This is a genomic window from Streptomyces sp. NPDC046881, assembly GCF_040645015.1.
GTDB lineage: Bacteria > Actinomycetota > Actinomycetes > Streptomycetales > Streptomycetaceae > Streptomyces.
Window position 1 is genome coordinate 1 of the sequence record NZ_JBEYXJ010000021.1, and the last position, 21,644, is coordinate 21,644.

Here is a 21,644-nt window from a genome sequence, read left to right on the forward strand (position 1 = left end):
GTTGTCCGCATCATCGCAGGTAACTGGCGTATCGGCGGCAACCCTTTGGCGGGTTGCCGCCGATCGTGTTTAGGTGCGTCCTGTGGACCGCTTATTGACACCGACCGAAACGGGGATGTGACCGCATGGCCGCTGGAGGCTTCTGCAAGCTGCCGAACGGCACCGTGGTGGTGGCGCTGAACCTGCCCTACGGCCCCGCCGGGGTCCGGGTGCTGGTGCACGCCCAGAACCGGGCCCGGGCCCTGACCAGGCTCCGCAACCTGGGGCTGCGGGCGATCTACCTCCGGGGCAACGCCGAGCCGCCCACCCCGGACGAGATCACCGCGGTGCTGCACCATCCCGACGGCCTGATATGGCGCACGGCCCCCGCCGACAACGGTGTCATCGTGAACGAGCTGTGGCACCCGATCCGCGCGCTGCTCCGCAGACCGTCGGTGGTGCAGTAGGGGTCGCGGGGCGCGTGGTCGGCGCCCTTCGGACGCGCGCCCCTTCTCCACGCCGCGACGGCGATCGGCCGCGACGGCGGTGACCGGCGGTGCCGAACCGGCCGACAGCCCCCCGGGCCGACGGTCCTAGCCGCTCACCACGGGCTTGCCGGTGAGTTCCACGCCCGCTTCCCGCAGCTCCTCCAGGGCCCGTTCGGTGGTCTCGCCCGCCACGCCGGCCGTCAGGTCCAGCAGGACGTGCGTGCGGAAGCCCTCCCGCGCGGCGTCCAGGGCGGTGGCCCGTACGCAGTGGTCCGTGGCGATGCCCACCACGTCCACCTCGGTGATCTCGCGGGCGCGCAGCCAGTCGGCCAGCGGGACGCCGTTCTCGTCGGCGCCCTCGAAGCCGCTGTAGGCCGCCGAGTACGCGCCCTTGTCGAACACCGCGTCCACCGCGCCGGAGGCGACCGCGGGGGCGAAGTTCGGGTGGAAGCCCACGCCCTCCGTGCCCGCGACGCAGTGCGCGGGCCAGGAGCGGACGTAGTCGGGGTTGTCCGCGAAGTGGCCGCCGGGCGCGATGTGGTGGTCGCGGGTGGCCACCACGTGCCGGTACCCCGTGCCCGCCGCCTGGCCGATCAGCTCGGTGATGGCGGCGGCCACGTCGGCACCACCGGCCACCGCGAGGCTGCCCCCCTCGCAGAAGTCGTTCTGCACGTCTACGACGATCAAGGCGCGGCGCATGGTGGGTGTCCTTCGACTGAGAGTGAAGTAACTGAGCCTAGAGACTTCCGGGCCCGTGCGGGAGGGGGCGTTCGAGGGCGGACGGCGGTCCCGCTCTAGCTACCCGAGCGCCCGTGCACGTACTCCGTCGGAATGACGGGTTCCCCCCTGGACAGCTGTGTAGCGGAGAGCGGCAGGTTCGCGCGGGCCGCGATGTGCCGGTCCCGGGGCACGTCCAGCGGCTCGCGGGCGACCACCTCGCCGCCCTTGACCAGCTGCACCAGCAGCTGCCGGTCGGCCAGCTCGGCCGGGACCGGCCCGGTGCCGATCACCTCGGCCTCCGCGACGCCGTCCGCGTCCAGCCGGCGCGCGGCCCACTTGCGCCCGCCGACGGACACCTTGCCGCCGCTGGACTTCTTTGCGACCGGCACCAGCGGCGCCTTCGGATCGGCGGACTCGGCGCGCGCGACCAGCTTGTAGACCATCGAGGAGGTCGGGTGCCCGGATCCGGTCACCAGCTGGGTGCCGACGCCGTACGCGTCGACGGGCGCGGCGGCCAGCGAGGCGATGGCGTACTCGTCCAGGTCGGAGGTCACGATGATCTTCGTATCGGTGGCGCCCAGCTCGTCCAGCTGCTGCCGCACCCGGTGCGCGACCAGCAGCAGGTCCCCGGAGTCGATGCGGACCGCGCCCAGCTCGGGACCGGCCACCTCCACCGCGGTGCGGACGGCCTCGGCGACGTCGTAGGTGTCCACCAGCAGGGTCGTGCCCCGGCCGAGGGTGTCGACCTGGGCCTGGAAGGCGTCCCGCTCGCGGTCGTGCAGCAGGGTGAAGGCGTGGGCGGAGGTGCCGACGGTCGGGATGCCGTAGCGGAAGCCGGCCGCCAGGTCCGAGGTGGTCGCGAAACCGCCGACGTAGGCGGCGCGGGCGGCGGCCACCGCCGCCAGCTCGTGGGTGCGGCGGGCGCCCATCTCGATCAGCGGTCGGTCACCGGCGGCGGAGGCCATCCGGGAGGCGGCCGCGGCGATCGCGGAGTCGTGGTTGAGGATGGACAGGATCACCGTCTCCAGCAGGACGCACTCGGCGAAGCTGCCCTCGACCCGCATGATCGGCGAGCCCGGGAAGTACACCTCGCCCTCGGGGTAGCCCCAGATGTCGCCGCTGAAGCGGTAGCCGGCGAGCCACTTCAGGGTCTCCTCGTCGACGATCTCCCGCTCGCGCAGGAAGCCGAGCACCCCGGCGTCGAAGCGGAAGTTCTCCACCGCGTCCAGGACGCGGCCGGTGCCGGCCACCACGCCGTAGCGGCGCCCGTTCGGCAGCCGCCGGGTGAAGACCTCGAACACGCTCCGCCGTTCGGCCGTACCGGCCTTCAGAGCGGCGCGCAGCATCGTCAGCTCGTACTGGTCCGTGAAGAGCGCTGTCGAGGGAACGTCCACCGGCAGCCCAAGGTCCGCTGTGTTCATGACGAGGAATCGTACTCCCTTTTCGTCGGTGTGACGATTTATGGAGGCCGTGGCAGCATGGGCTGTGTGACGTCACCCGCGCCCGTAGAGATCGAACGCACCGAGTCGGCGGAGGAGGTCTTCGCCGTACCCGAGCCCGACGTCCCCTGGGTCACGATCGTGCACAACGACCCGGTCAACCTCATGAGCTATGTGACGTACGTCTTCCAGACGTACTTCGGCTACTCCAAGGACAAGGCCACCAAGCTCATGCTCGACGTCCACCACAAGGGCCGGGCGGTCGTCTCCAGCGGCAGCCGCGAGGAGATGGAGCGCGACGTGCAGGCGATGCACGGCTACGGTCTGTGGGCCACCCTCCAGCAGGACCGGAAGTAAACGCACGCAGATGCCCGGACACTTCGAACCGCTCCCCGGCGGCGGCGCGGCCGTCGCGCTCGACGACGTCGAGATCTCCATCATCCGGTCGCTGGCCGTCCAGCTCCTGGAACTCATCGGTCCCGGACCCGGCGCCGACACCCCCGAGGACCCGCTCGCCGAGCTGTTCGCCGAGGGTCCGAGCGAGCCGCCCGCCGACCCGGTGCTCAGAAGGCTCTTCCCCGACGCCTACAGCGACCCCGAGGAGGCGCCCGCCACCTCGGCCGAGGCCGAGGAGCGGCGGGCGCACTCGGCGGAGTTCCGCCGCTACACCGAGAACGACCTGCGGGCCGGCAAGCGGGAGAACGCGCTCGGCGTGATCCGCAGCCTGGACGCGCTCGCCCCGGTCGACGAGGGCGGGGCGGTGCTCAAGCTGACCCCGGAGGAGTCCCGGCAGTGGCTCGGCGCCCTCAACGACCTGCGGCTGGCGATCGGCGCCCGGCTGGAGATCACCGAGGAGGACGACACCGACCTGCTCTACCGGCTCCCGGAGGAGGACCCGCGCAAGCCGATGGTGCTGGCCTATCTGTGGCTGGGCGGCCTCCAGGAGACCCTGGTGACGACCCTGATGCCGTAGCGCTGCGCCCGGCTCGTACGGTTTTGCCCCGCTTGAGTGTTCGCTCAGAGGACGCTCAAATCCGGATAACGATCCCGTCACCTTTGTGGCCGTGTTTGCCGCATTTGGGCGCTCTTTGTCCGCTTTTACCTGTGTGATGCGCCACACCACCCCTCTGTGATCAATATTGCGGCCGTGATAAATCTTCACGACCGCCCGGCCGACACCACCCATGTCCGGCCGGGTGCGCCACCGAGCCGACGACCGTCGGCCAGGCAGACAGCTCCATCATCCGGGGGGATCGAGACCCGATCCGAGGCCGACGAAAGGCCCGGGTCGGCATGGAGAAAGGCGCACCACACATGACCTCAGCGCAGGTCGACCAGCATCGCGACGGCAACGAGGCCGTGCGGGCGGAGGGCAGCGAGGGCGAGGGCTATCAGCGCGGGCTCGGCGCCCGGCAGATCCAGATGATCGCCATCGGCGGTGCCATCGGCACCGGCCTGTTCCTGGGCGCGGGCAAGGGCATTTCCAAGGCCGGCCCCAGCCTGATCCTGGCGTACGCCATCGCGGGCCTGGTCATCTTCTTCATCATGCGGGCACTCGGCGAGCTGCTGATGTACCGCCCGGTGTCGGGTTCGTTCTCGGAGTACGCGCGCGAGTTCATCGGGCCGTTCGCCGGTTTCGTGACCGGATGGACGTACTGGCTGTTCTGGGTGGTCACGGGCATCACCGAGGTCACCGCCGCGGCCTCCTACATGACCTACTGGTTCGACACCCCGCAATGGGTGTCGGCGCTGATCTTCACGGTCGTCCTGTACGGCGCCAACCTGATCTCGGTGAAGCTCTTCGGCGAGCTGGAGTTCTGGTTCTCCATGGTCAAGGTCACCGCCATCATCGGCATGATCCTGATCTGCGCCGGCATCCTCACCGTCGGCTTCTCCGACGCCGGTGACACGGCCTCCGTCAGCCACCTGTGGAGCGACGGCGGCTTCTTCCCGCACGGTGTCGGCAACACGCTGATGACCCTGCAGATGGTGATGTTCGCCTTCCTCGCCGTCGAGCTGGTCGGTGTGACCGCGGGCGAGTCCAAGGACCCCAAGACCGTGCTGCCGAAGGCGATCAACACCGTGCCGTGGCGCATCGCCGTCTTCTACGTCGGCGCGCTGATCATGATCCTGTCGGTCGTGCCGTGGACGAACTTCCACCCGGGTGTGAGCCCCTTCGTGGCCGCCTTCGAGAAGATGGGCTTCGCCGCCGGCGCGGGCATCGTCAACTTCGTCGTGCTCACCGCCGCGCTGTCGTCCTGCAACTCCGGCATGTACTCCACCGGCCGTATGCTGCGCGACCTCGCGCTCAACAGCCAGGGTCCGAAGATCTTCACCAAGCTGACGCCCAGCGGTACCCCGCTCGTCGGCACCACGTTCTCCGCCGCGCTGATGCTGGTCGGCGTCTGGATCAACTACCAGTGGCCGGGCAAGGCGTTCGACTACGTGGTGTCCTTCGCGACCATCTCCGGCATGTGGGCGTGGATCGTCATCCTGCTCTGCCAGCTCCGCTACCGGGCCAAGGCCGACCGCGGCGAACTGCCCCGCTCGGAGTTCCGCACGCCGGGCGCCCCGTTCACCAGCTGGTTCGCGCTCGCCTTCATCGGCATGGTGATCGTGATGATGGGCATCGACAAGGACGCCCGGGTCTCGCTCTACTGCGCGCCGCTGTGGGCCCTGATCCTCGGCGTCGCCTACCTGGTGCTCAAGCGCCGCAACCCGGAGGCCGCGGCCTTCCGCAAGCGCTGACCGACCCCCGGAAAGGACGTCCGGCCGCCGGGAGCACTCGTGGCGCCCCCGGCGGCTGCCGCTCAGGACGTCCGCGATGTGGGCCGTCCCGTACCACCCCTCGGTACGGGACGGCCCCTCTGCTTATCCTGACCCCCATGCTGACCATCACCCAGGCCCTGTACGACCAGATCGTCGCCCACGCGCGCAAGGACCACCCCGACGAGGCGTGCGGCGTGGTGGCGGGCCCGGCGGGCTCGGACCGCCCCGAGCGCTTCATCCCCATGCTGAACGCGGCGATGTCGCCCACCTTCTACGAGTTCGACTCCGGCGATCTGCTCAAGCTCTACCGCGAGCTGGACGACCGGGACGAGGACCCGGTGGTCATCTACCACTCCCACACCGCCACCGAGGCCTACCCCTCGCGCACCGACATCTCCTACGCCAACGAACCCGGCGCCCACTACGTCCTCGTCTCCACCGCGGACACCGACGGCCTCGGCGAGTTCCAGTTCCGCTCCTACCGGATCGTGGACGGCGAGGTCACGGAGGAGGAGGTCAAGGTCGTGCAGGCCTACTGATCTCGCCCACCGGACGAAATCCGTCCGGCATGCGGAATCACACTCCGGGACGCGGCCCGGGAATCGATACGATGAGCCCATGGTTCTTCTCGACGTGAGCGACAAGGCGCCGGGCACGCTGCTCGTGGCGCGGCTGCACGTCGACCTGTGCAGGCTGAACAGCGCCATCTGTTGATCGACCCCGCTGCCGCCGTCCGGCCGTGAGCCGCGGCGCGCCGCTCGGTGCCGCGCGCGCCTGACCGAACCGACGACACCTTCCGACAGGAGCCCTGAGCCATGGCCATCGAGGTCCGCATCCCGACCATCCTCCGCCAGTACACCGACGGTCAGAAGGCGGTGGAGGGCAACGGCGACACCCTCGCCGACCTGTTCGCCGACCTCGAGACCCGGCACGCCGGCATCCAGGCCCGCATCGTGGACGGCGAGCAGCTGCGCCGCTTCGTCAACGTGTACCTGAACGACGAGGACGTCCGTTTCCTGGACGGCATCAACACCAAGCTGTCCGACGGCGACAACGTGACGATCCTGCCGGCCGTCGCCGGCGGCATGCGCTGATCGGTCACCGAGCAGCGATGCGCTACGACTCCCCGCTGGCCGCGGTGGGCAACACCCCTCTGGTGCGCCTGCCGCGGCTGTCGCCGTCCCCGGAGGTCCGGATCTGGGCCAAGCTGGAGGACCGCAACCCCACCGGCTCGGTCAAGGACCGTCCCGCCCTGCACATGATCGAGCAGGCGGAGAAGGACGGCCGGCTCACCCCGGGCTGCACCATCCTGGAGCCCACCTCCGGCAACACCGGCATCTCCCTCGCCATGGCGGCCAAGCTCAAGGGCTACCGCATGGTGTGCGTGATGCCGGAGAACACCTCGCAGGAACGCCGGGACCTGCTCGGCATGTGGGGTGCCGAGATCATCTCCTCGCCGGCCGCCGGCGGCTCCAACACCGCCGTGCGGGTGGCCAAGGAGCTGTCCGCCGAGCACCCCGACTGGGTGATGCTCTACCAGTACGGCAACCCGGACAACGCGGGCGCCCACTACGCGACCACGGGCCCGGAGATCCTCGCCGACCTGCCCTCGATCACCCACTTCGTGGCCGGTCTCGGCACCACCGGCACCCTCATGGGCGTGGGCCGCTACCTGCGCGAGCACAAGCCGGACGTGAGGATCGTCGCCGCCGAACCGCGCTACGACGACCTGGTCTACGGCCTGCGCAACCTCGACGAGGGCTTCGTGCCCGAGCTGTACGACGCCTCCGTCCTCACCACCCGCTTCTCGGTCGGCTCCGCCGACGCGGTCACCCGCACCCGTGAACTCCTGCAGCAGGAGGGCATCTTCGCGGGCGTCTCCACCGGCGCCGCCCTGCACGCGGCGATCGGCGTCGGCACCAAGGCCGTCAAGGCGGGCGAGAGCGCCGACATCGTCTTCATCGTGGCCGACGGCGGCTGGAAGTACCTGTCCACCGGCGTCTACACCGCGGCCACCACGGAGGAGGCCATCGCGACACTGCAGGGCCAGCTCTGGGCGTGACGGCGGGGGATCCGGGCGCGTCGGTGGTACGTCACATCTGCACCAGGACATCTGCAGAAAGGCGGACCCCATGCGCCGTACGACACCCCTCGCCCTCGCGGCGGCCGCGCTGATCCTCGCCGGCTGCGGCTCCCAGCAGGGCACCGGGAGCAGCGACAAGGTGTCGGCGCCGCCGCGCGGCGGGACGCCGTCCCCCACCCGGTCCGCCGGCGGCTGCACCGGCCGGACGGACCTGACGGCCGCCGATCACGGCCGTACCGTCTGCGTGACCAAGGGCGGCGAGGTCCGGCTGTCCCTGGACGGCACCCGGGCCCGCCCCTGGAAGCCGGTCACCGCGAGCGGTACGGCACTGCAGGCCGTCAACGCCGGTTTCGTACTCCAGCCGGGTGACGCCACGGCCGCGTACCGGGCGGTGGCCGCCGGCACGGTGAAGCTCACGTCGTCCCGCCCCCTGTGCGCCGAGCCCACCGCACCGGGGACGGTGTCCTGCAAGGGCATCGAGGAATGGTCGGTCACCGTCCGGGTCGACTAGCTTCCGCCGCTAGCCCGCCAGGTGCCGTACCTGGTCCCACAGGACCGGGTCGACCACGCCCACCCGGCGGCGGAAGCCGGTCACCGGGACCTCGCGCAGCTCGTCGGTCTCCAGGAAGCTGGGCCGGCCCTGGGCGTCGCCGACCGCGCCGGGCGGCAGCGGGATCACCCCGGAGCGCTCGTCGTGGTACTTGCTGGTGATCTTCGCGACCGTGGCCCGGTCCCCACGCACGGCCAGCACCAGGCAGGGGCGGTCCTTCACCCCGCCGCGGTCCTCGAAGGGGACGTTCGCCCACCAGATGTCCCCGGGGGAGGGCCGCACCGCGTGCGCGGTGCGCGCGCCCGGCCGGCCCGGGGGCCGCAGCCGCCGTCCGCCGGGACGGCGGCCCCCGCCCCAGCCGTCGACGAGCGTGGCGACCAGCGCGAGCAGTACCACCGCCACGAGCGCGAGCCACCAGGACGTGTCCATACGACGACGTTACCGGCGCGCGTCGCACAGTGCGCGCCCTTGGCCGATCCTCGTGCGCCCCAGGTCCAGCCGAACCGGTGACAGCACAGGTGAGTTCGCCCACAACGGCCCCTGGCGGAGGAGCGACCCGTGCTTTTGCGCCTTACGCTCGACAAACCGCACGACCCTCGACAGCCCTCGTCCCGAGGGGTCCCCGTCCCGCCCACAGCTTTCCCGCCAGCGGAGGTTTCTGCTTCATGAAGCTCACCGTCGTCGGCTGCTCGGGGTCGTTCCCGTCCGCGGAATCGGCCTGTTCGAGCTACCTCGTCGAGGCCGACGGCTTCCGGCTGCTCCTCGACATGGGCAACGGCGCCCTTGGCGAGCTGCAGCGCCACTGCGGTCTCTACGACCTCGACGCGATCTTCCTCAGCCATCTGCACGCCGATCACTGCATCGACATGTGCGCGTACTTCGTGGCGCGCTACTACCGCCACGACGGCGGCCGCTGCGCCCCCCTGCCGGTCTACGGTCCCGAGGGCACCGAGCACCGCCTGACCACGGCCTACGCGGACACCCCCTCCGCCTCCTCCATGAGCGAGGTCTTCGACTTCCACACGGTCAAGCCGTCCACCTTCGAGATCGGCCCGTTCACCGTGCACACCGAGCGGGTCCGCCACCCCGTGGAGGCCTACGCGATCCGGATCGAGCACGGCGGGAAGTCCCTGACGTACTCGGGCGACACGGGCGTCACCGAGGTGCTGGACGAGCTGGCCCGGGACACCGACCTGTTCCTGTGCGAGGCCGCGTTCACGCACGGCAAGGAGAGCATTCCCGACCTGCACCTCAACGGGCGCGAGGCGGGGGAGACGGCCGCGCGCGCGGGAGCGCGCCGCCTGGTCCTCACCCACGTCCCGCCGTGGACCGACCCGCAGGTGAACCTGCGGGACGCCCGTGAGGTGTTCGCGGGGCCGGTGGAACTGGCCGCGCCGCGCACCACGTACGAGATCTGACGCCGGACAGGCGAAAGGGCCCCGGAACCTGGGTTCCGGGGCCCTCGCGGTGCCTGGCTACTTCGCCTCGGCCTTCTGCAGTTCCGCCAGTTCCTCGTCGGACTCGCGGCCCGGCGTCGGCAGGTTGAACCTGGTGATCGCGAAGCGGAAGATCACGTAGTAGACCACCGCGAAGCACAGGCCGACCAGGACCAGGCCCCACGGGTTGCTCGCGATGCCCAGGTTCAGGCCGAAGTCGACCGCGCCCGCCGAGAAGCCGAAGCCGTCCTTCATGCCCAGCGCCCAGGTCAGCGCCATCGAGACACCGGTGAGGACCGCGTGGATCGCGTACAGGACCGGCGCGATGAACATGAAGGTGAACTCGATGGGCTCGGTGACGCCGGTGACGAAGGACGTCAGCGCGAGGGAGAACATCATGCCGCCGACGACCTTGCGGCGCTCGGGCCGGGCGCAGTGGACGATGGCCAGGCACGCGGCCGGCAGCGCGAACATCATGATCGGGAAGAAGCCGGTCATGAACTGGCCCGCGTGCGGGTCGCCGGCCAGGAAGCGCGCGATGTCACCGCTCTTGCCGTGGTACTCGCCCGCCTGGAGCCAGGGGAACGAGTTGAGCAGGTGGTGCATGCCGATCGGGATCAGCGCACGGTTGGCGACACCGAAGATGCCGGCGCCGACCGCGCCCGACTTGACCAGCCACTCGCCGACGTTGTGCAGGCCCGTGCCGAGGACCGGCCAGATGTAGCCGAAGACGATGCCGAGGACCAGGCCGGCGAAGGCCGACAGGATCGGGACGAGCCGGCGGCCGCCGAAGAAGCCCGCCCAGTCGGGCAGCTTGGTGCGGTAGAAGCGCTGGTACAGCAGGGCCACCACGATGCCCATCACCACACCGCCGAGGACCTTGGCGTCCACCGGTGCGTTCTGCATCACGATCTTGCCGTCGACGACGGTCGCGACCTTCGGCAGGTTCTTGTCGGTGAAGGTGCCGAGCACGTTCTTGAAGACGAGGTAGCCGACGACCGCCGCGAGGGCCGTGGAGCCGTCCGACTTCTTCGCGAAGCCGATCGCGATGCCCACGGCGAACAGCAGCGCCATGTTGTCGAGGATGGCGTTGCCGCCGGCCGCCATGAAGGAGGCGATCTTCGTCAGGAACGTGGGGAAGGAGGGGCGGCCCAGCATGTCGGTGTTGCCGAGGCGCACCAGCAGGGCGGCGGCCGGCAGGACGGCCACCGGCAGCATCAGGCTGCGGCCGATGCGCTGCAGCACCGCCATCGCGCCGGCGCCCTTCTTCTTCTCGGCCGCGGGAGCGGCGCTGGCCGTGGTCACAACTTCCTCCATAGGCAAGGCGCCGCCCGGGAACCATGGAAGGGGACGGCAGCGTCTCTGGTCTACACCACTTGTGGTGTAGACCTGTTGTAGCACGATGAAGGCGGCGTAAGGAACCCGCGAATCCGCTACCGCGGCGCTACACGCTGTGTGCCCTCGGCCCCGGTCCGGCCCTGCTCAGACCTTGGTGACGTCCTCGACCTCGTCCACCGGCTCCCGCCCCGGTGTCCGCAGGTCGAACGTCGTGATCGCGAACCGGAACACGGCGTAGTAGACGGCCGCGAAGCACAGGCCGATCGGGATGATCGCCCACGGTCTCGTCGCCAGGTGCCAGTTGATCACGTAGTCGATCAGTCCCGCCGAGAAACTGAAGCCGTCGTGCACCCCGAGCGCCCAGGTCACCGCCATCGAGGCACCCGTGAGCAGGGCGTGCACGGCGTACAGCGCGGGCGCGACGAAGAGGAACGAGTACTCCAGCGGCTCGGTGATGCCGGTGACGAACGAGGTCAGCGCCACCGACAGCATCAGGCCGCCGACCTCCTTGCGGCGCTCCGGCCGCGCGCAGTGCGTGATGGCCAGCGCGGCGGCCGGCAGCGCGAACATCATGACCGGGAAGAAGCCCGAGGTGAACTGGCCGGCGTTCGGGTCGCCCTGCAGGAACATGTTGATGTCGCCGTGCACCACCGTGCCGTCGGGCTTGGTGTAACTGCCGAACTGGAACCAGATGGGCACGTTCAGGAACTGGTGCAGGCCCACCACCAGCAGCGCCCGGTTCGCGACGCCGAAGAGGCCCGCGCCCCAGGAGCCCGCGTCCCGCAGCCATCCGCTGAAACCCTCCAGCGCGGCGCCGACCGGCGGCCAGACGAACAGGCACACCACGGCGAACGCGATCGCGACGAAGGCCATGATGATCGGCACGAGCCGGCGTCCGTTGAAGAAGCCCAGCCAGTCCACCAGCCGGGTGCGGTGGTACCGGGCCCAGAAGAAGGCCGCCAGCAGGCCCATGACGATGCCGCCGAAGACGCCCGGGTTCTGGTACGTGAACGCCGACACCGTGCCGTCGGCCGCCTGGCAGCCCGTCACCGCCACCTTCGCGCCCGCCGGACAGGTCTGCGGGAACTGACGCAGCACGCCGTAGTAGACGAGGAAACCCGCCACCGCCGCGAGCGCCGTGGAACCGTCGGACTTCTTCGCCATGCCGATCGCCACACCCACGCAGAACAGCAGCGGCAGCCCCAACTGCCCGTCGAGCAGGGCGCCGCCCGCCCCGCTCATCACCTTCGACACGTTCGTCCAGCCCAGGCCGTCGCTGCCGAACACGTCCGGCTGCCCCAGCCGGTTCAGGATGCCCGCCGCCGGCAGCACGGCGATGGGCAGCTGGAGACTGCGGCCCATCTTCTGCATGCTCTGGAACAGCTGGTTCCAGCGGGTCCTGGCGGGGCTTGCCGGGCTCTGGGCACTCATGGGTTTGGCGACCTTCCCCACGGTGGTGTAGACCAGTCGACGGACGGTTCCGCTGTCGTGATCGCCATCATTCGGCACGGACGGCAAGACCGCTCGCGAAGATGGGCCAACTGTGGGTTACTGCGACAAAGCGGTTCGGAGCAGGGAGAAGGAACATGGCCAGCAAGGCTGAGAAGATCGTCGCCGGGCTCGGCGGCATCGACAACATCGAGGAGATCGAGGGCTGCATCACCCGGCTGCGCACCGAGGTGTCCGACCCCGACCTCGTCGACGAGACCGCCCTGAAGGCCGCCGGTGCCCACGGCGTCGTCCGGATGGGCACCGCCGTCCAGGTCGTCATCGGCACCGACGCCGACCCGATCGCCGCGGAGATCGAAGACATGATGTGAGCCGACGGGTTCACCGGCAGGGGCTCCTCCCGACGCGGGAGGAGCCCCTGCGCCGTGTACGGCTAGGCTCATCGCCATGTCTCGCATCGACGGCCGTACTCCCGAACAGCTCCGCCCGGTCACCATCGAACGCGGCTGGAGCAAGCACGCCGAGGGCTCCGTCCTCGTCTCCTTCGGCGACACCAGGGTCCTCTGCACCGCCTCCGTCACCGAAGGCGTCCCGCGCTGGCGCAAGGGCAGCGGCGAGGGCTGGGTCACCGCGGAGTACGCCATGCTGCCCCGCGCCACCAACACCCGCGGCGACCGCGAGTCCGTCAAGGGCAGGATCGGCGGCCGCACCCACGAGATCTCCCGGCTCATCGGCCGCTCCCTGCGCGCCGTCATCGACTACAAGGCGCTCGGCGAGAACACCGTCGTCCTCGACTGCGACGTCCTCCAGGCCGACGGCGGCACCCGCACGGCGGCCATCACCGGCGCCTACGTCGCCCTGGCCGACGCCGTCGCCTGGGCCCAGGGCAGGAAGCTGATCAAGGCCGGCCGGCAGCCGCTCACCGGCACCGTCAGCGCCGTCTCCGTCGGCATCGTCGGCGGCGTCCCGCTGCTCGACCTGCGCTACGAGGAGGACGTGCGCGCCGAGACCGACATGAACGTCGTCTGCACCGGCGACGGCCGCTTCGTCGAGGTCCAGGGCACCGCCGAGGCCACGCCGTTCGCCCGCGGGGAACTCGACGCCCTGCTCGACCTCGCCGTCACCGGCTGCGCCGAACTGACCGCGGTCCAGCAGGCGGCACTCGCGGCCACCCGCGCGTAAAGAGACCTTCAAGGCCCCGGGCAACCCGCCGGGCCTCCCCGTCGTCCCTCTGGGTACGGGCGCACCGCTCACCGGCGTGCGCCCGGCCAGCCGTACCAGGGGAGGGAACACCGCCATGCCCGCCAGCCGACGCCGAGGCCGGCTCACCGTCGTCGCCGCCGCCGTAGCGACCGCCGCGCTCACCGCCGGCCTCACCACCGGCTGCGACGCCATGAACAAGGCGCTGGACTGCGTGCAGACCGCCGATGCCATCGCCGACAGCGTCACCGACCTCCAGCAGGCCGTGGAGAACGCCGCGAACGACCCCACCCAGGTGGAGTCCTCGCTGGACTCCATCGACAAGAGTCTGCGCAAGATCGGTGACAAGACGGACGACGCCGACGTCAACAAGGCCGTCGACGACCTGCTCAAGGCCGTGGGCAACGTACGGACGGCCGTGAAGAACGGCGACGCCACACCGGATGTCAGCCCGGTGACGGACGCGGCCGGCGAACTCACCAAGGTGTGCACGCCGTAGCGGCCCCCCACGGGCGCGGTCAGCGGCCCCTGTCGAGCCGGCGCTGTTCCTTCAGGCGTCTGCGTTCGGCGCGCGGGAGCTTGCGTTCCACTCCCACGCCGCCCCAGAAGGCGAAACCGCCGATGACCACCCGGGGGGCGCCCGGCTCCGGCGGGGCGTCGTCCCGGGGGTGCTCGAAGGCGCCCATCACGCCGATGCCCCGTACGACGACCTCCACCCCGGGCGGCACGACGACCTGCACCCCGCCCATGACCGCCACGCAGTTGATCACGACCTCGCGGTCGGCGAAGTCCGCCTCGCGCAGATCGAGTTCGCCGCCGCCCATGAAGGTGAAGCAGGAGAACCGCCGCGGCACCGTCCAGCGGCCCCTGCGCTCGAACCCCGAGAGGATCGCCACCGCCCCCGTCGAGGACCCCTCACCCCCGGTGATCCGGCCCGCCCAACCCCCGTCCCGCACCGGCTCCTTGACGAAGGACACCGCCGGGGAACCGGACGCCGGCAGATCGCGGGTCAGCGGCGCCAGCTCACCGTACGTGCGCGCCGTGTAGGCCGCCTCCAGGCGCTCGTCGAACTCCGCCATGTCGAGCCGCCCCTCGGCCAGGGCGTCCCGCAGGACCTCGGCGACCCGCTCACGGTCGGCGTCGGACGCCCGGAGGTCCGGGGCTGCGTCGTCGCTCATGGCAGCAGCCTACGAGACCGCCTTCTCGGCGTACATCCTGGCGATGACCGCCTCGATGTCCGGCTCCCGCACCGACAGGTCCACCAGCGGGTACCGGGCCGCCAGATGAGCCACCAGCGGCGCCGCCGACTGCCCCGCCGGGAACGCCAGCCACTGCCGCGGCCCCTCCACCCGCACCACCCGCGCCGACGGCACCTCGACCGGCGGCAGCTCCCGCTCCAGGTCCACCACCAGCGTCCGCTCGCCCTCCCCGGCCTCGTGCAGCCCCGCGAGCGGACCGTCGTACACCAGCCGCCCGTGGTCGATCACCATCACCCGGGAACACAACTGCTCGATGTCCTGCAGGTCGTGCGTGGTCAGCAGCACCGTCGTGCCCCGCTCGGCGTTCACCTCCCGCAGGAACTCCCGCACCCTGGCCTTCGACACGACGTCCAGGCCGATCGTCGGCTCGTCCAGGTACAGCACGTCCGGATCGTGCAGCAGCGCCGCCGCGATGTCCCCGCGCATCCGCTGCCCCAGCGACAGCTGCCGCACCGGCACGTCCAACAGGTCGCCCAGCTCCAGCAGTTCCACCAGCCGGTCCAGGTTCTCCCGGTAACGGGCGTCCGGGATCCGGTACATGCGGTGCGCCAGCCGGTAGGAGTCGATCAGCGGCAGGTCCCACCACAGCGTGGTCCGCTGCCCGAACACCACCCCGATCCGGTGCGCCAGCCGCACCCGCTCCCGCGCCGGATCGATGCCCGCCACCCGCAGCCGGCCGGCACTCGGCGTCAGGATCCCGGTCAGCATCTTGACCGTCGTCGACTTCCCGGCACCGTTCGGCCCGATGTACCCGACCATCTCCCCGCGCGCCACACTGAACGAGAGCGAGTCCACCGCCCGCACCTCGCGCCGCTCCCGCCGCAGGAACCCGCTCTTGCGGCGCACCTCGAAGACCTTCTCGACCTGCTCCAGGACGATGAAGCCGTCCCCTGCGGTCACGTCACCCACGCTAGCTCCCTGTACTGCGGTACGAACGAAGTCCCGCCCGCCAGGCCAGCCCCGCCAGCGCACAGCACCCCGCCGCCACCAGCGGCGGAGCCCACGCCAGCCAGAGCGGCAGCCCCAGCGGGTACGGCCGCCCCAGCACATAGGTGGCGGGCAGCCAGTTGACGAAGGCCAGCGGCAGCACGAAGGTCACCCCGCGCACCAGCTCCTTCGCGAACACCGTCGGCGGATACTGCAACAGCGTCGTACCGCCGTACGTGAAGGCGTTCTGCACCTCCGAGGCGTCCTGCGCCACGAACTGGAACGCCGCGCCGGCCACGAACACCGCGCAGAAGATCCCGCAGCCGCTCAGCACCGTCACCGGCATCAGCAGCAGCCGCTCCGCCGTCCAGTCGACGTCCACCCGCGCCAGCGACCAGCCCAGCACCAGCGCCCCCTGGACCACCCGGCCCAGCCGGCGCAGCGCGAACCGGTCGGCCGCCACCTGCGCCAGCACCGGCGCCGGCCGCACCAGCAGGGTGTCCAGCGTGCCGTCCCGGACCCGCCGGCCCAGCCGCTCCATCGACCCGATCAGCAGGTCGGCCAGCCCGAAGGAGGCCGCGGACAGCCCGTACAGGAACGCCACCTCGGGCAGCGGATAGCCGCCCAGCGCGTCCACCCGGGAGAACATCAACATGATCGCGACGAAGTCGAGGAAGGTCGCCGCGAAGTTCCCGAACGTCGTCATCGCGAAGGACACGCGGTAGGCCATCGTGGACCGCACCCACATCCCCGCCACCAGCCGGTACGCCCGCACGCCGTCGGCCGTCCGGTACCTCCCGCGCTCAGCCACCCTGCACCACCACCCGGCGCGTCGCCGCCGACTGCACCAGCCGGCCCGCCCCCAGCAGCGCCACCGCCCACGCGGCCTGGAAGAGATACGTGGGCAGCGGGTCCGCGTGCCCCATCAGAACGTCCGCCGGGGCCTGGAGCAGCGAGGACCAGGGCAGGACCCGTACGACCTCGCCGAGCGCGCCCGGGAACACGTTCAGCGGCAGCAGCATGCCCGAGCAGAAGAAGCCCAGCAGCCACGCCATCTGCACCACACCGGTGCCGTCCAGCAGCCAGAACGCGCTCAGCGCCACCAGGTAGCGGATGCCGAACCCGACCAGCATGGCCAGCCCGACGGCGACCAGGAACGCCGCCCAGGTGCCCGCGTCCGACGGCAGGTACACCGGGAAGCACAGCGCGCCGAACACGAACGGCACCAGCCCCCGGCCCAGCAGCTGGAAGAACGCCCGGCCGAGATCCGCCGCCAGCCACCACAGCTGGAGATCGGCCGGCCGGTACAGGTCGATCGCCACGTCCCCCGTACGGATGCGTTCCATCAACTCGTCCTCGACCCCGCCACCCCCGATCGCGAGGGTCGACAGGAACGCCTGCCCGAGCCAGACGTAGGTCACGGCCTGCGCCTGGTCATACCCCCCGAGATGCGGCTTCTCGTCCCACAGCGCGCGGTACGTGTAGACGAGGATCAGGCCGAAGACGGTGTTCGTGAACACCCCTGCCGCAGTGGCGGCCCGATAGGTCGCGTACCGTCGGAACCCCCCTGCCGCGACGGCCGCGTACAACCGTCCCGCGCCCACGCCAGTCGACCTCCTCGGACTGCTCGACACCGAAGCGCAGGAGCCTAGTCCGGAGGTCCGGTGGACGGCCACGCGTTTTCCGGCCGGAAGCGTGCCGGAATCCGGGAACGGAACGCCAGGTGCGAGAGTCTTCAAACAGGGGGAGCGCAGAAGCGTACGAGGCGTACGGGAACGTACGACGCGAAACAGGAGTCCGTGCACGAGATGAGCGACGAGCCGCAGCCGCAGCAGCCGAACGACGGCGGGGCACCGAAACGGCCGCTGCCGGCTGAAGGGCCCGGCACCCCGGGGGGCCGCAAGCCGCACACACCAGCCCCCGACGACGGCAGGCGGGAACGCCCCACACCCCCCGTGCAGCCCGCCGACACCGAACGCCCGGCAACCCCCGGCAACCGCCCCACCGGCACGGACAGCCCGACCTCCCCGTCCGGCGCCCGTCCGGGTGCGCAGGCCTCGGGGTCCCGGGACGGTTCCGGTACGGCGGGTTCTGGGTCCCGTGGCGGTTCCGGCGCGGTGGGTGCGGGTTCGGGCTCGGGCTCGGGTGACCGGTCCGGCCTGGCGGGTTCGGGGTCTGGTGACCGTTCTGGTGCGCAGGGTTCGGCGTCGCGTGGCGGTTCCGGCGCGGTGGGTTCCGGTTCCGGTTCGGGCTCCGGCTCGGGTGACCGGTCCGGCCTGGCTGGTTCCGGCTCCGGTGACCGGTCCGGTGCGCCGGGCTCGGGGTCCCGTGACGGTTCCGGCGTTGCGTCTCGTGACCGGTCCGGTGCGACGGGTTCCGGCGCGGCGGACTCGGGGGCGCAGGACCGGACGGCTTCCATCGCCCGGGCCCGCCAGGCGGCCCGCGGCAGCCGGACGGAGCCGACGCGTGCCGCGGGCCCAGCCGGAGACACGGCCGCCACCGGCGCTTCGGCGCGCGACGGGGGCGCGGGCTCCGGCGGCGCTTCGGCGTCCGGCCGCGGCCCGGCGTCCGGTGGTGCTTCGGCGTCCGGGCGTGGCTCGGCCTCGGGTGGTGTTCCGGCGGTCAAGGGCGGCTCGGGTTCCGGGTCTTCGGCGTCCGGCAGTGGTCCGGTGTCCGGTCGTGGTGCGGCGGCCGTCGGTGATGTCCCGGACGCCGCAAAGGGATCCGGCGGCAAGAAGCCGGCCGGGTCCGGGGGCTCCGCCGAGCAGCCGGCCGAGAGTACCCAGGTGCTTCGGCGGGTCACCCCGCCCCGGGGGCCGAAGGCCGCTGAGGCGCCCGAGACCACGCAGGTGCTCCGGCGGGTCGACGCGCCCCGCGCCGGTGCGGAGTCGGACTCCGACAGCCGTAACCCCCGTACCCCCGGCCCCACCGTTCCGCGTCCCGCCGGCCCGAACGGCGCGGCCGGGACCGGCACCGCCTCCTCCCCGGCCGCCGCCCGCGCCGCCCGTGCCGCGCGCGCCGCCGGTACCGCTGCCGCCGCCGGCGCCGCCGCCCAGGCCGCCGCCACACCCGCCGCCGGCGCCGCCGCCGGCGCCCAGGCCGCGAAGGGGACCGCCGCAGCCGCCGCCACCCCCTCCGCCGAGGACGCGACCACCGTTCTCTCCGCCGCCGACGGTGGTTCCGCCGGCGGCAAGGGCAACGGCAAGGCCAAGGACAAGAAGGGCAAGCGCCCCAAGCGGACCGGATGGCGGCGGATCCTGCCCACGTGGCGCATGGTGCTCGGCACCTTCGTCATCGGCGTGCTGCTGCTCGTCGGGCTCTTCTACCTCGGCTACTCCATGGTGAAGATCCCGCCCGCCAACGCCTTCGCGACCAAGCAGAGCAACGTCTACCTCTACGCCGACGGCTCCCAGCTCGCCCGGGACGGCGAGGTCAACCGCGAGAACGTCAGCCTCGCGCAGGTCTCCAAGGACGCCCAGCACGCCGTACTGGCCGCCGAGGACCGCGACTTCTACACCGAGTCGGCCGTCGACCCGAAGGCCATGCTCCGCGCCGGGTGGAACACCGCGACCGGCAAGGGCAAGCAGTCCGGCTCGACCATCACCCAGCAGTACGTGAAGAACTACTACCTGGCCCAGGAACAGACGGTCACCCGCAAGGCCAAGGAGTTCTTCATCTCGATCAAGCTCGACCAGAACAAGTCCAAGGACGAGATCCTGGAGGGCTACCTCAACACCAGTTACTTCGGCCGCAACGCCTACGGCATCCAGGCCGCCGCCCAGGCCTACTACGGCAGGGACGCCGCCGACCTCGACCCTGCCCGCGCCGCCTACCTCGCCGCGCTCGTCAACGCGCCGAGCGAGTACGACGTCGTGGCCCACCCGGAGAACAAGAAGGCCGCCGTCGCCCGCTGGAACTACGTCCTGAACGGCATGGTCACCAAGGGCTGGCTGAGCGAGTCCAAGCGCGCCGGCATGAAGTTCCCGATGCCGAAGGAGCAGACGATCTCCACCGGCATGTCCGGCCAGCGCGGCTACCTCGTGGAGGCGGTCAAGCACTACCTGACCACCAACAACATCATCGACGCCGACCACCTCGCGGCCGGCGGCTACCGCATCACCACCACCATCCAGAAGAAGCGGCAGGACGCCTTCGTCAAGGCGGTCGACGACCAGCTGATGTCCAAGCTGGACAAGAAGAACCGCAAGGCCGACACCTACGTCCGGGCCGGCGGCGCCTCCGTCGACCCCAGAACGGGCAAGGTCGTCGCCATGTACGGCGGCATCGACTACGTGAAGCAGTACACCAACGGCGCCACCCGCGGCGACTTCCAGGTCGGCTCCACGTTCAAGCCGTTCGTGTTCACCTCCGCCGTGCAGAACGGGTCCACCACCCAGGACGGCCGCACCATCACCCCGAACACGGTCTACGACGGCACCAACCAGCGCCCCGTCCAGGGCTGGACCGGCGGCGCCTACGCCCCCGAGAACGAGGACCAGCGGTCGTACGGCCCGATCACCGTCCGCAAGGCCACCGACCTGTCGGTGAACTCCGTGTACGCGCAGATGGCCGTCGACGTCGGCCCCGCCAAGGTCAAGCAGACCGCGATCGACCTCGGCGTCCCCTCCGACACCCCGGACCTCCAGCCGTACCCGTCCATCGCCCTCGGCACCGCCACCGCCAGCGTCCTGGACATGGCCGAGGCCTACGCCACGCTCGCCAACCACGGCAAGCACGGCACGTACACACTGGTCGAGAAGATCACCAAGGAGGGCACGGAGGAGGTCAAGCTGCCCGACGAGGCGGCCAAGCAGGCCGTCAGCCGGGAGGCCGCCGACACCACCACCTCCGTCCTGCAGAGCGTGGTGCAGAGCGGTACCGCCACCGCCGCGCAGGCCGCGGGCCGCCCCGCGGCCGGCAAGACCGGTACCGCCGAGAGCGACACCGCCGCCTGGTTCGCCGGCTACACCCCCGACCTGGCCACGGTGGTCTCCGTCATGGGCCAGGACCCGGTGACCGCCAAGCACCAGCCGCTGTACGGGGCCCTCGGCCAGGCCCGCATGAACGGTGGCGGCCCGCCCACCCAGATCTGGGCGCAGTACACGCGCGACGCGCTGCGGGGCAAGCCGGTCCGCGACTTCGACCTCCAGCTCGAACCGGGCGCCGACCAGATCCAGGAGCCGCCCGCCACCACCAGCAGCGCCACGCCCGGCACCGACGGCGGCCCCAGCGACGGCGGCGCGACCGCGACCCCGACCGACGGCGCCACGGCCACCCCCACCGACGGCGGCGCCACCGGCACCCCGACCACCGGCGGCGCCACCACCGGCGGGAACCCCACCACCGACGGCGGTACGACCACGGACGGCGGCGCGACCACCGGCGGCGACACGACCGGCGGAGGCCCGACCACCGGCGGCGGGACCACGGGCGGCGACACGACCGGCGGAGGCGCCAACACCGGGGGCGGAACGCCGGGCGGCGGCACGACGGGTGGCGACACCTCCGGTACCGACGCGGGTGCCGGAGGCTTCCCCGGCACCTAGGGCCCGCCCGGCCTGTCAGTGGCCGCTGGTCGCCTTCAGCCCCACCACGGCGACCAGCAGCAGACACACGAAGAAGATCCGGGCGGCGGTGACCGGCTCACCCAGCACCACCATGCCGAGCACCGCCGCCCCGGCCGCGCCGATCCCCACCCACACGCCGTACGCCGTACCGATGGGCAGGGACTTCGCGGCGTACGACAGCAGAACCATGCTGGCGACGATGCCCGCGCCGGTGAACACACTGGGGACGAGCCGGGTGAAACCCTCGCTGTACTTCATCCCGATCGACCAGCCGACCTCCAGCAGACCGGCGACGACGAGCAGAACCCAGGCCATGACAGGCACCTCCGAGACGTGACGGCTCTTCTCCGCTGCGTCGTCTTTGCCTTCGACCCGGTACGGCGCGTCTCGTCGGGTTCCTTCCGAACCTAGCAAAAACACGACGAAGAGGGCCGGTGACC

The 21,644-nt window shown here is 71.2% G+C and carries 23 protein-coding genes, 1 pseudogene and 1 riboswitch; of the genes and pseudogenes, 14 read left to right on the forward strand and 10 right to left on the reverse strand.

Features of this window, described 5'->3' with window-relative positions:
• Window positions 1–125: 125 nt before the first annotated feature.
• Complete coding sequence (locus tag ABZ923_RS13165) at window positions 126–446, forward strand: hypothetical protein (protein ID WP_361470429.1); 321 nt, start codon at window positions 126–128, stop codon at window positions 444–446.
• 126 nt (window positions 447–572) lie between these two features.
• Here ABZ923_RS13165 and ABZ923_RS13170 read toward each other — a convergent pair whose 3' ends face one another.
• Together ABZ923_RS13170 and ABZ923_RS13175 are read right to left on the reverse strand one after the other, a co-directional pair.
• Entirely contained in the window at window positions 573–1,166 is a 594-nt protein-coding gene (locus ABZ923_RS13170; protein ID WP_361470431.1) for an isochorismatase family protein, read from the reverse strand.
• Window positions 1,167–1,261: 95 nt separating this feature from the next.
• Window positions 1,262–2,608, reverse strand: a complete 1,347-nt coding sequence (locus ABZ923_RS13175; RefSeq protein ID WP_361470433.1) for a nicotinate phosphoribosyltransferase — start codon at window positions 2,606–2,608, stop codon at window positions 1,262–1,264.
• A 57-nt stretch (window positions 2,609–2,665) separates the two neighbouring features.
• On the opposite strand from ABZ923_RS13175, the gene clpS reads away from it, so the two are divergent.
• The 8 genes from clpS (at window position 2,666) to ABZ923_RS13215 (ending at window position 7,989) form a co-directional block, all read left to right on the forward strand.
• Complete coding sequence (gene clpS, locus ABZ923_RS13180) at window positions 2,666–2,983, forward strand: ATP-dependent Clp protease adapter ClpS (protein ID WP_004000915.1); 318 nt, start codon at window positions 2,666–2,668, stop codon at window positions 2,981–2,983.
• Window positions 2,984–2,993: 10 nt separating this feature from the next.
• Complete coding sequence (locus tag ABZ923_RS13185) at window positions 2,994–3,599, forward strand: DUF2017 domain-containing protein (protein ID WP_361470434.1); 606 nt, start codon at window positions 2,994–2,996, stop codon at window positions 3,597–3,599.
• A 341-nt stretch (window positions 3,600–3,940) separates the two neighbouring features.
• The gene (locus tag ABZ923_RS13190) at window positions 3,941–5,374 is read left to right on the forward strand and encodes an amino acid permease (RefSeq protein WP_361470436.1); all 1,434 of its coding nucleotides are present in this window, start codon (window positions 3,941–3,943) and stop codon (window positions 5,372–5,374) included.
• Between the two features lie 137 nt (window positions 5,375–5,511).
• Window positions 5,512–5,934 (forward strand): M67 family metallopeptidase, encoded by a 423-nt coding sequence (locus ABZ923_RS13195; RefSeq protein ID WP_358637252.1) that lies wholly within the window; start codon window positions 5,512–5,514, stop codon window positions 5,932–5,934.
• Window positions 5,935–6,013: 79 nt separating this feature from the next.
• Complete coding sequence (locus tag ABZ923_RS13200; protein WP_019065921.1) at window positions 6,014–6,109, forward strand: putative leader peptide; 96 nt, start codon at window positions 6,014–6,016, stop codon at window positions 6,107–6,109.
• A 101-nt stretch (window positions 6,110–6,210) separates the two neighbouring features.
• Entirely contained in the window at window positions 6,211–6,489 is a 279-nt protein-coding gene (locus ABZ923_RS13205; RefSeq protein ID WP_361470439.1) for a MoaD/ThiS family protein, read from the forward strand.
• A gap of 17 nt (window positions 6,490–6,506) precedes the next feature.
• Entirely contained in the window at window positions 6,507–7,457 is a 951-nt protein-coding gene (locus ABZ923_RS13210) for a cysteine synthase (protein WP_361470440.1), read from the forward strand.
• A 70-nt stretch (window positions 7,458–7,527) separates the two neighbouring features.
• Window positions 7,528–7,989, forward strand: a complete 462-nt coding sequence (locus ABZ923_RS13215) for a hypothetical protein (protein WP_361470442.1) — start codon at window positions 7,528–7,530, stop codon at window positions 7,987–7,989.
• Between the two features lie 9 nt (window positions 7,990–7,998).
• Here the strand turns inward: ABZ923_RS13215 and ABZ923_RS13220 are convergent, their stop codons facing one another.
• Entirely contained in the window at window positions 7,999–8,457 is a 459-nt protein-coding gene (locus tag ABZ923_RS13220) for a type II toxin-antitoxin system PemK/MazF family toxin (RefSeq protein WP_361470444.1), read from the reverse strand.
• Window positions 8,458–8,693: 236 nt separating this feature from the next.
• Between ABZ923_RS13220 and ABZ923_RS13225 the strand changes: the two genes are divergently transcribed.
• On the forward strand, window positions 8,694–9,446 hold the full coding sequence (locus tag ABZ923_RS13225) for an MBL fold metallo-hydrolase (protein ID WP_361470445.1): 753 nt from the start codon (window positions 8,694–8,696) through the stop codon (window positions 9,444–9,446).
• A gap of 57 nt (window positions 9,447–9,503) precedes the next feature.
• Here the strand turns inward: ABZ923_RS13225 and ABZ923_RS13230 are convergent, their stop codons facing one another.
• Window positions 9,504–10,769 carry a PTS transporter subunit EIIC gene (locus ABZ923_RS13230; protein ID WP_361470447.1) on the reverse strand — a complete coding sequence of 422 codons (1,266 nt, stop codon included), beginning with the start codon at window positions 10,767–10,769 and terminating at the stop codon, window positions 9,504–9,506.
• A 177-nt stretch (window positions 10,770–10,946) separates the two neighbouring features.
• A complete protein-coding gene (locus tag ABZ923_RS13235) occupies window positions 10,947–12,233 on the reverse strand; it encodes a PTS transporter subunit EIIC (RefSeq protein WP_361470449.1) in 1,287 nt (428 codons plus the stop codon).
• 155 nt (window positions 12,234–12,388) lie between these two features.
• Here ABZ923_RS13235 and ABZ923_RS13240 point away from each other — a divergent pair, with 155 nt between their 5' ends.
• The 3 genes from ABZ923_RS13240 to ABZ923_RS13250 all read left to right on the forward strand — a co-directional run bounded on the left by ABZ923_RS13240 (window position 12,389) and on the right by ABZ923_RS13250 (window position 13,950).
• A complete protein-coding gene (locus tag ABZ923_RS13240) occupies window positions 12,389–12,622 on the forward strand; it encodes a PTS glucose/sucrose transporter subunit IIB (RefSeq protein ID WP_030347750.1) in 234 nt (77 codons plus the stop codon).
• Window positions 12,623–12,698: 76 nt separating this feature from the next.
• Window positions 12,699–13,433, forward strand: a complete 735-nt coding sequence (gene rph, locus ABZ923_RS13245) for a ribonuclease PH (protein ID WP_361470451.1) — start codon at window positions 12,699–12,701, stop codon at window positions 13,431–13,433.
• Window positions 13,434–13,548: 115 nt separating this feature from the next.
• Window positions 13,549–13,950 carry a hypothetical protein gene (locus ABZ923_RS13250; protein ID WP_361470452.1) on the forward strand — a complete coding sequence of 134 codons (402 nt, stop codon included), beginning with the start codon at window positions 13,549–13,551 and terminating at the stop codon, window positions 13,948–13,950.
• A 28-nt stretch (window positions 13,951–13,978) separates the two neighbouring features.
• Here ABZ923_RS13250 and ABZ923_RS13255 read toward each other — a convergent pair.
• From ABZ923_RS13255 to ABZ923_RS13270, 4 genes and pseudogenes are all read right to left on the reverse strand, one after another.
• A pseudogene (locus tag ABZ923_RS13255) lies at window positions 13,979–14,629 on the reverse strand (DUF1707 domain-containing protein); the annotation flags it as partial.
• A 9-nt stretch (window positions 14,630–14,638) separates the two neighbouring features.
• On the reverse strand, window positions 14,639–15,610 hold the full coding sequence (locus ABZ923_RS13260) for an ATP-binding cassette domain-containing protein (protein WP_361470454.1): 972 nt from the start codon (window positions 15,608–15,610) through the stop codon (window positions 14,639–14,641).
• A gap of 10 nt (window positions 15,611–15,620) precedes the next feature.
• On the reverse strand, window positions 15,621–16,448 hold the full coding sequence (locus ABZ923_RS13265; protein ID WP_361470456.1) for an ABC transporter permease: 828 nt from the start codon (window positions 16,446–16,448) through the stop codon (window positions 15,621–15,623).
• The gene (locus ABZ923_RS13270; protein ID WP_361470457.1) at window positions 16,441–17,241 is read right to left on the reverse strand and encodes an ABC-2 family transporter protein; all 801 of its coding nucleotides are present in this window, start codon (window positions 17,239–17,241) and stop codon (window positions 16,441–16,443) included. The genes ABZ923_RS13265 and ABZ923_RS13270 overlap by 8 nt, the downstream gene beginning before the upstream one ends.
• A gap of 1,182 nt (window positions 17,242–18,423) precedes the next feature.
• Between ABZ923_RS13270 and ABZ923_RS13275 the strand changes: the two genes are divergently transcribed.
• Entirely contained in the window at window positions 18,424–21,183 is a 2,760-nt protein-coding gene (locus ABZ923_RS13275; RefSeq protein ID WP_361470459.1) for a transglycosylase domain-containing protein, read from the forward strand.
• Window positions 21,184–21,198: 15 nt separating this feature from the next.
• Here ABZ923_RS13275 and ABZ923_RS13280 read toward each other — a convergent pair whose 3' ends face one another.
• The gene (locus ABZ923_RS13280; protein WP_361470461.1) at window positions 21,199–21,519 is read right to left on the reverse strand and encodes a multidrug efflux SMR transporter; all 321 of its coding nucleotides are present in this window, start codon (window positions 21,517–21,519) and stop codon (window positions 21,199–21,201) included.
• Between the two features lie 34 nt (window positions 21,520–21,553).
• Window positions 21,554–21,624: riboswitch (guanidine-III (ykkC-III) riboswitch) on the reverse strand.
• Window positions 21,625–21,644 lie beyond the last annotated feature (20 nt).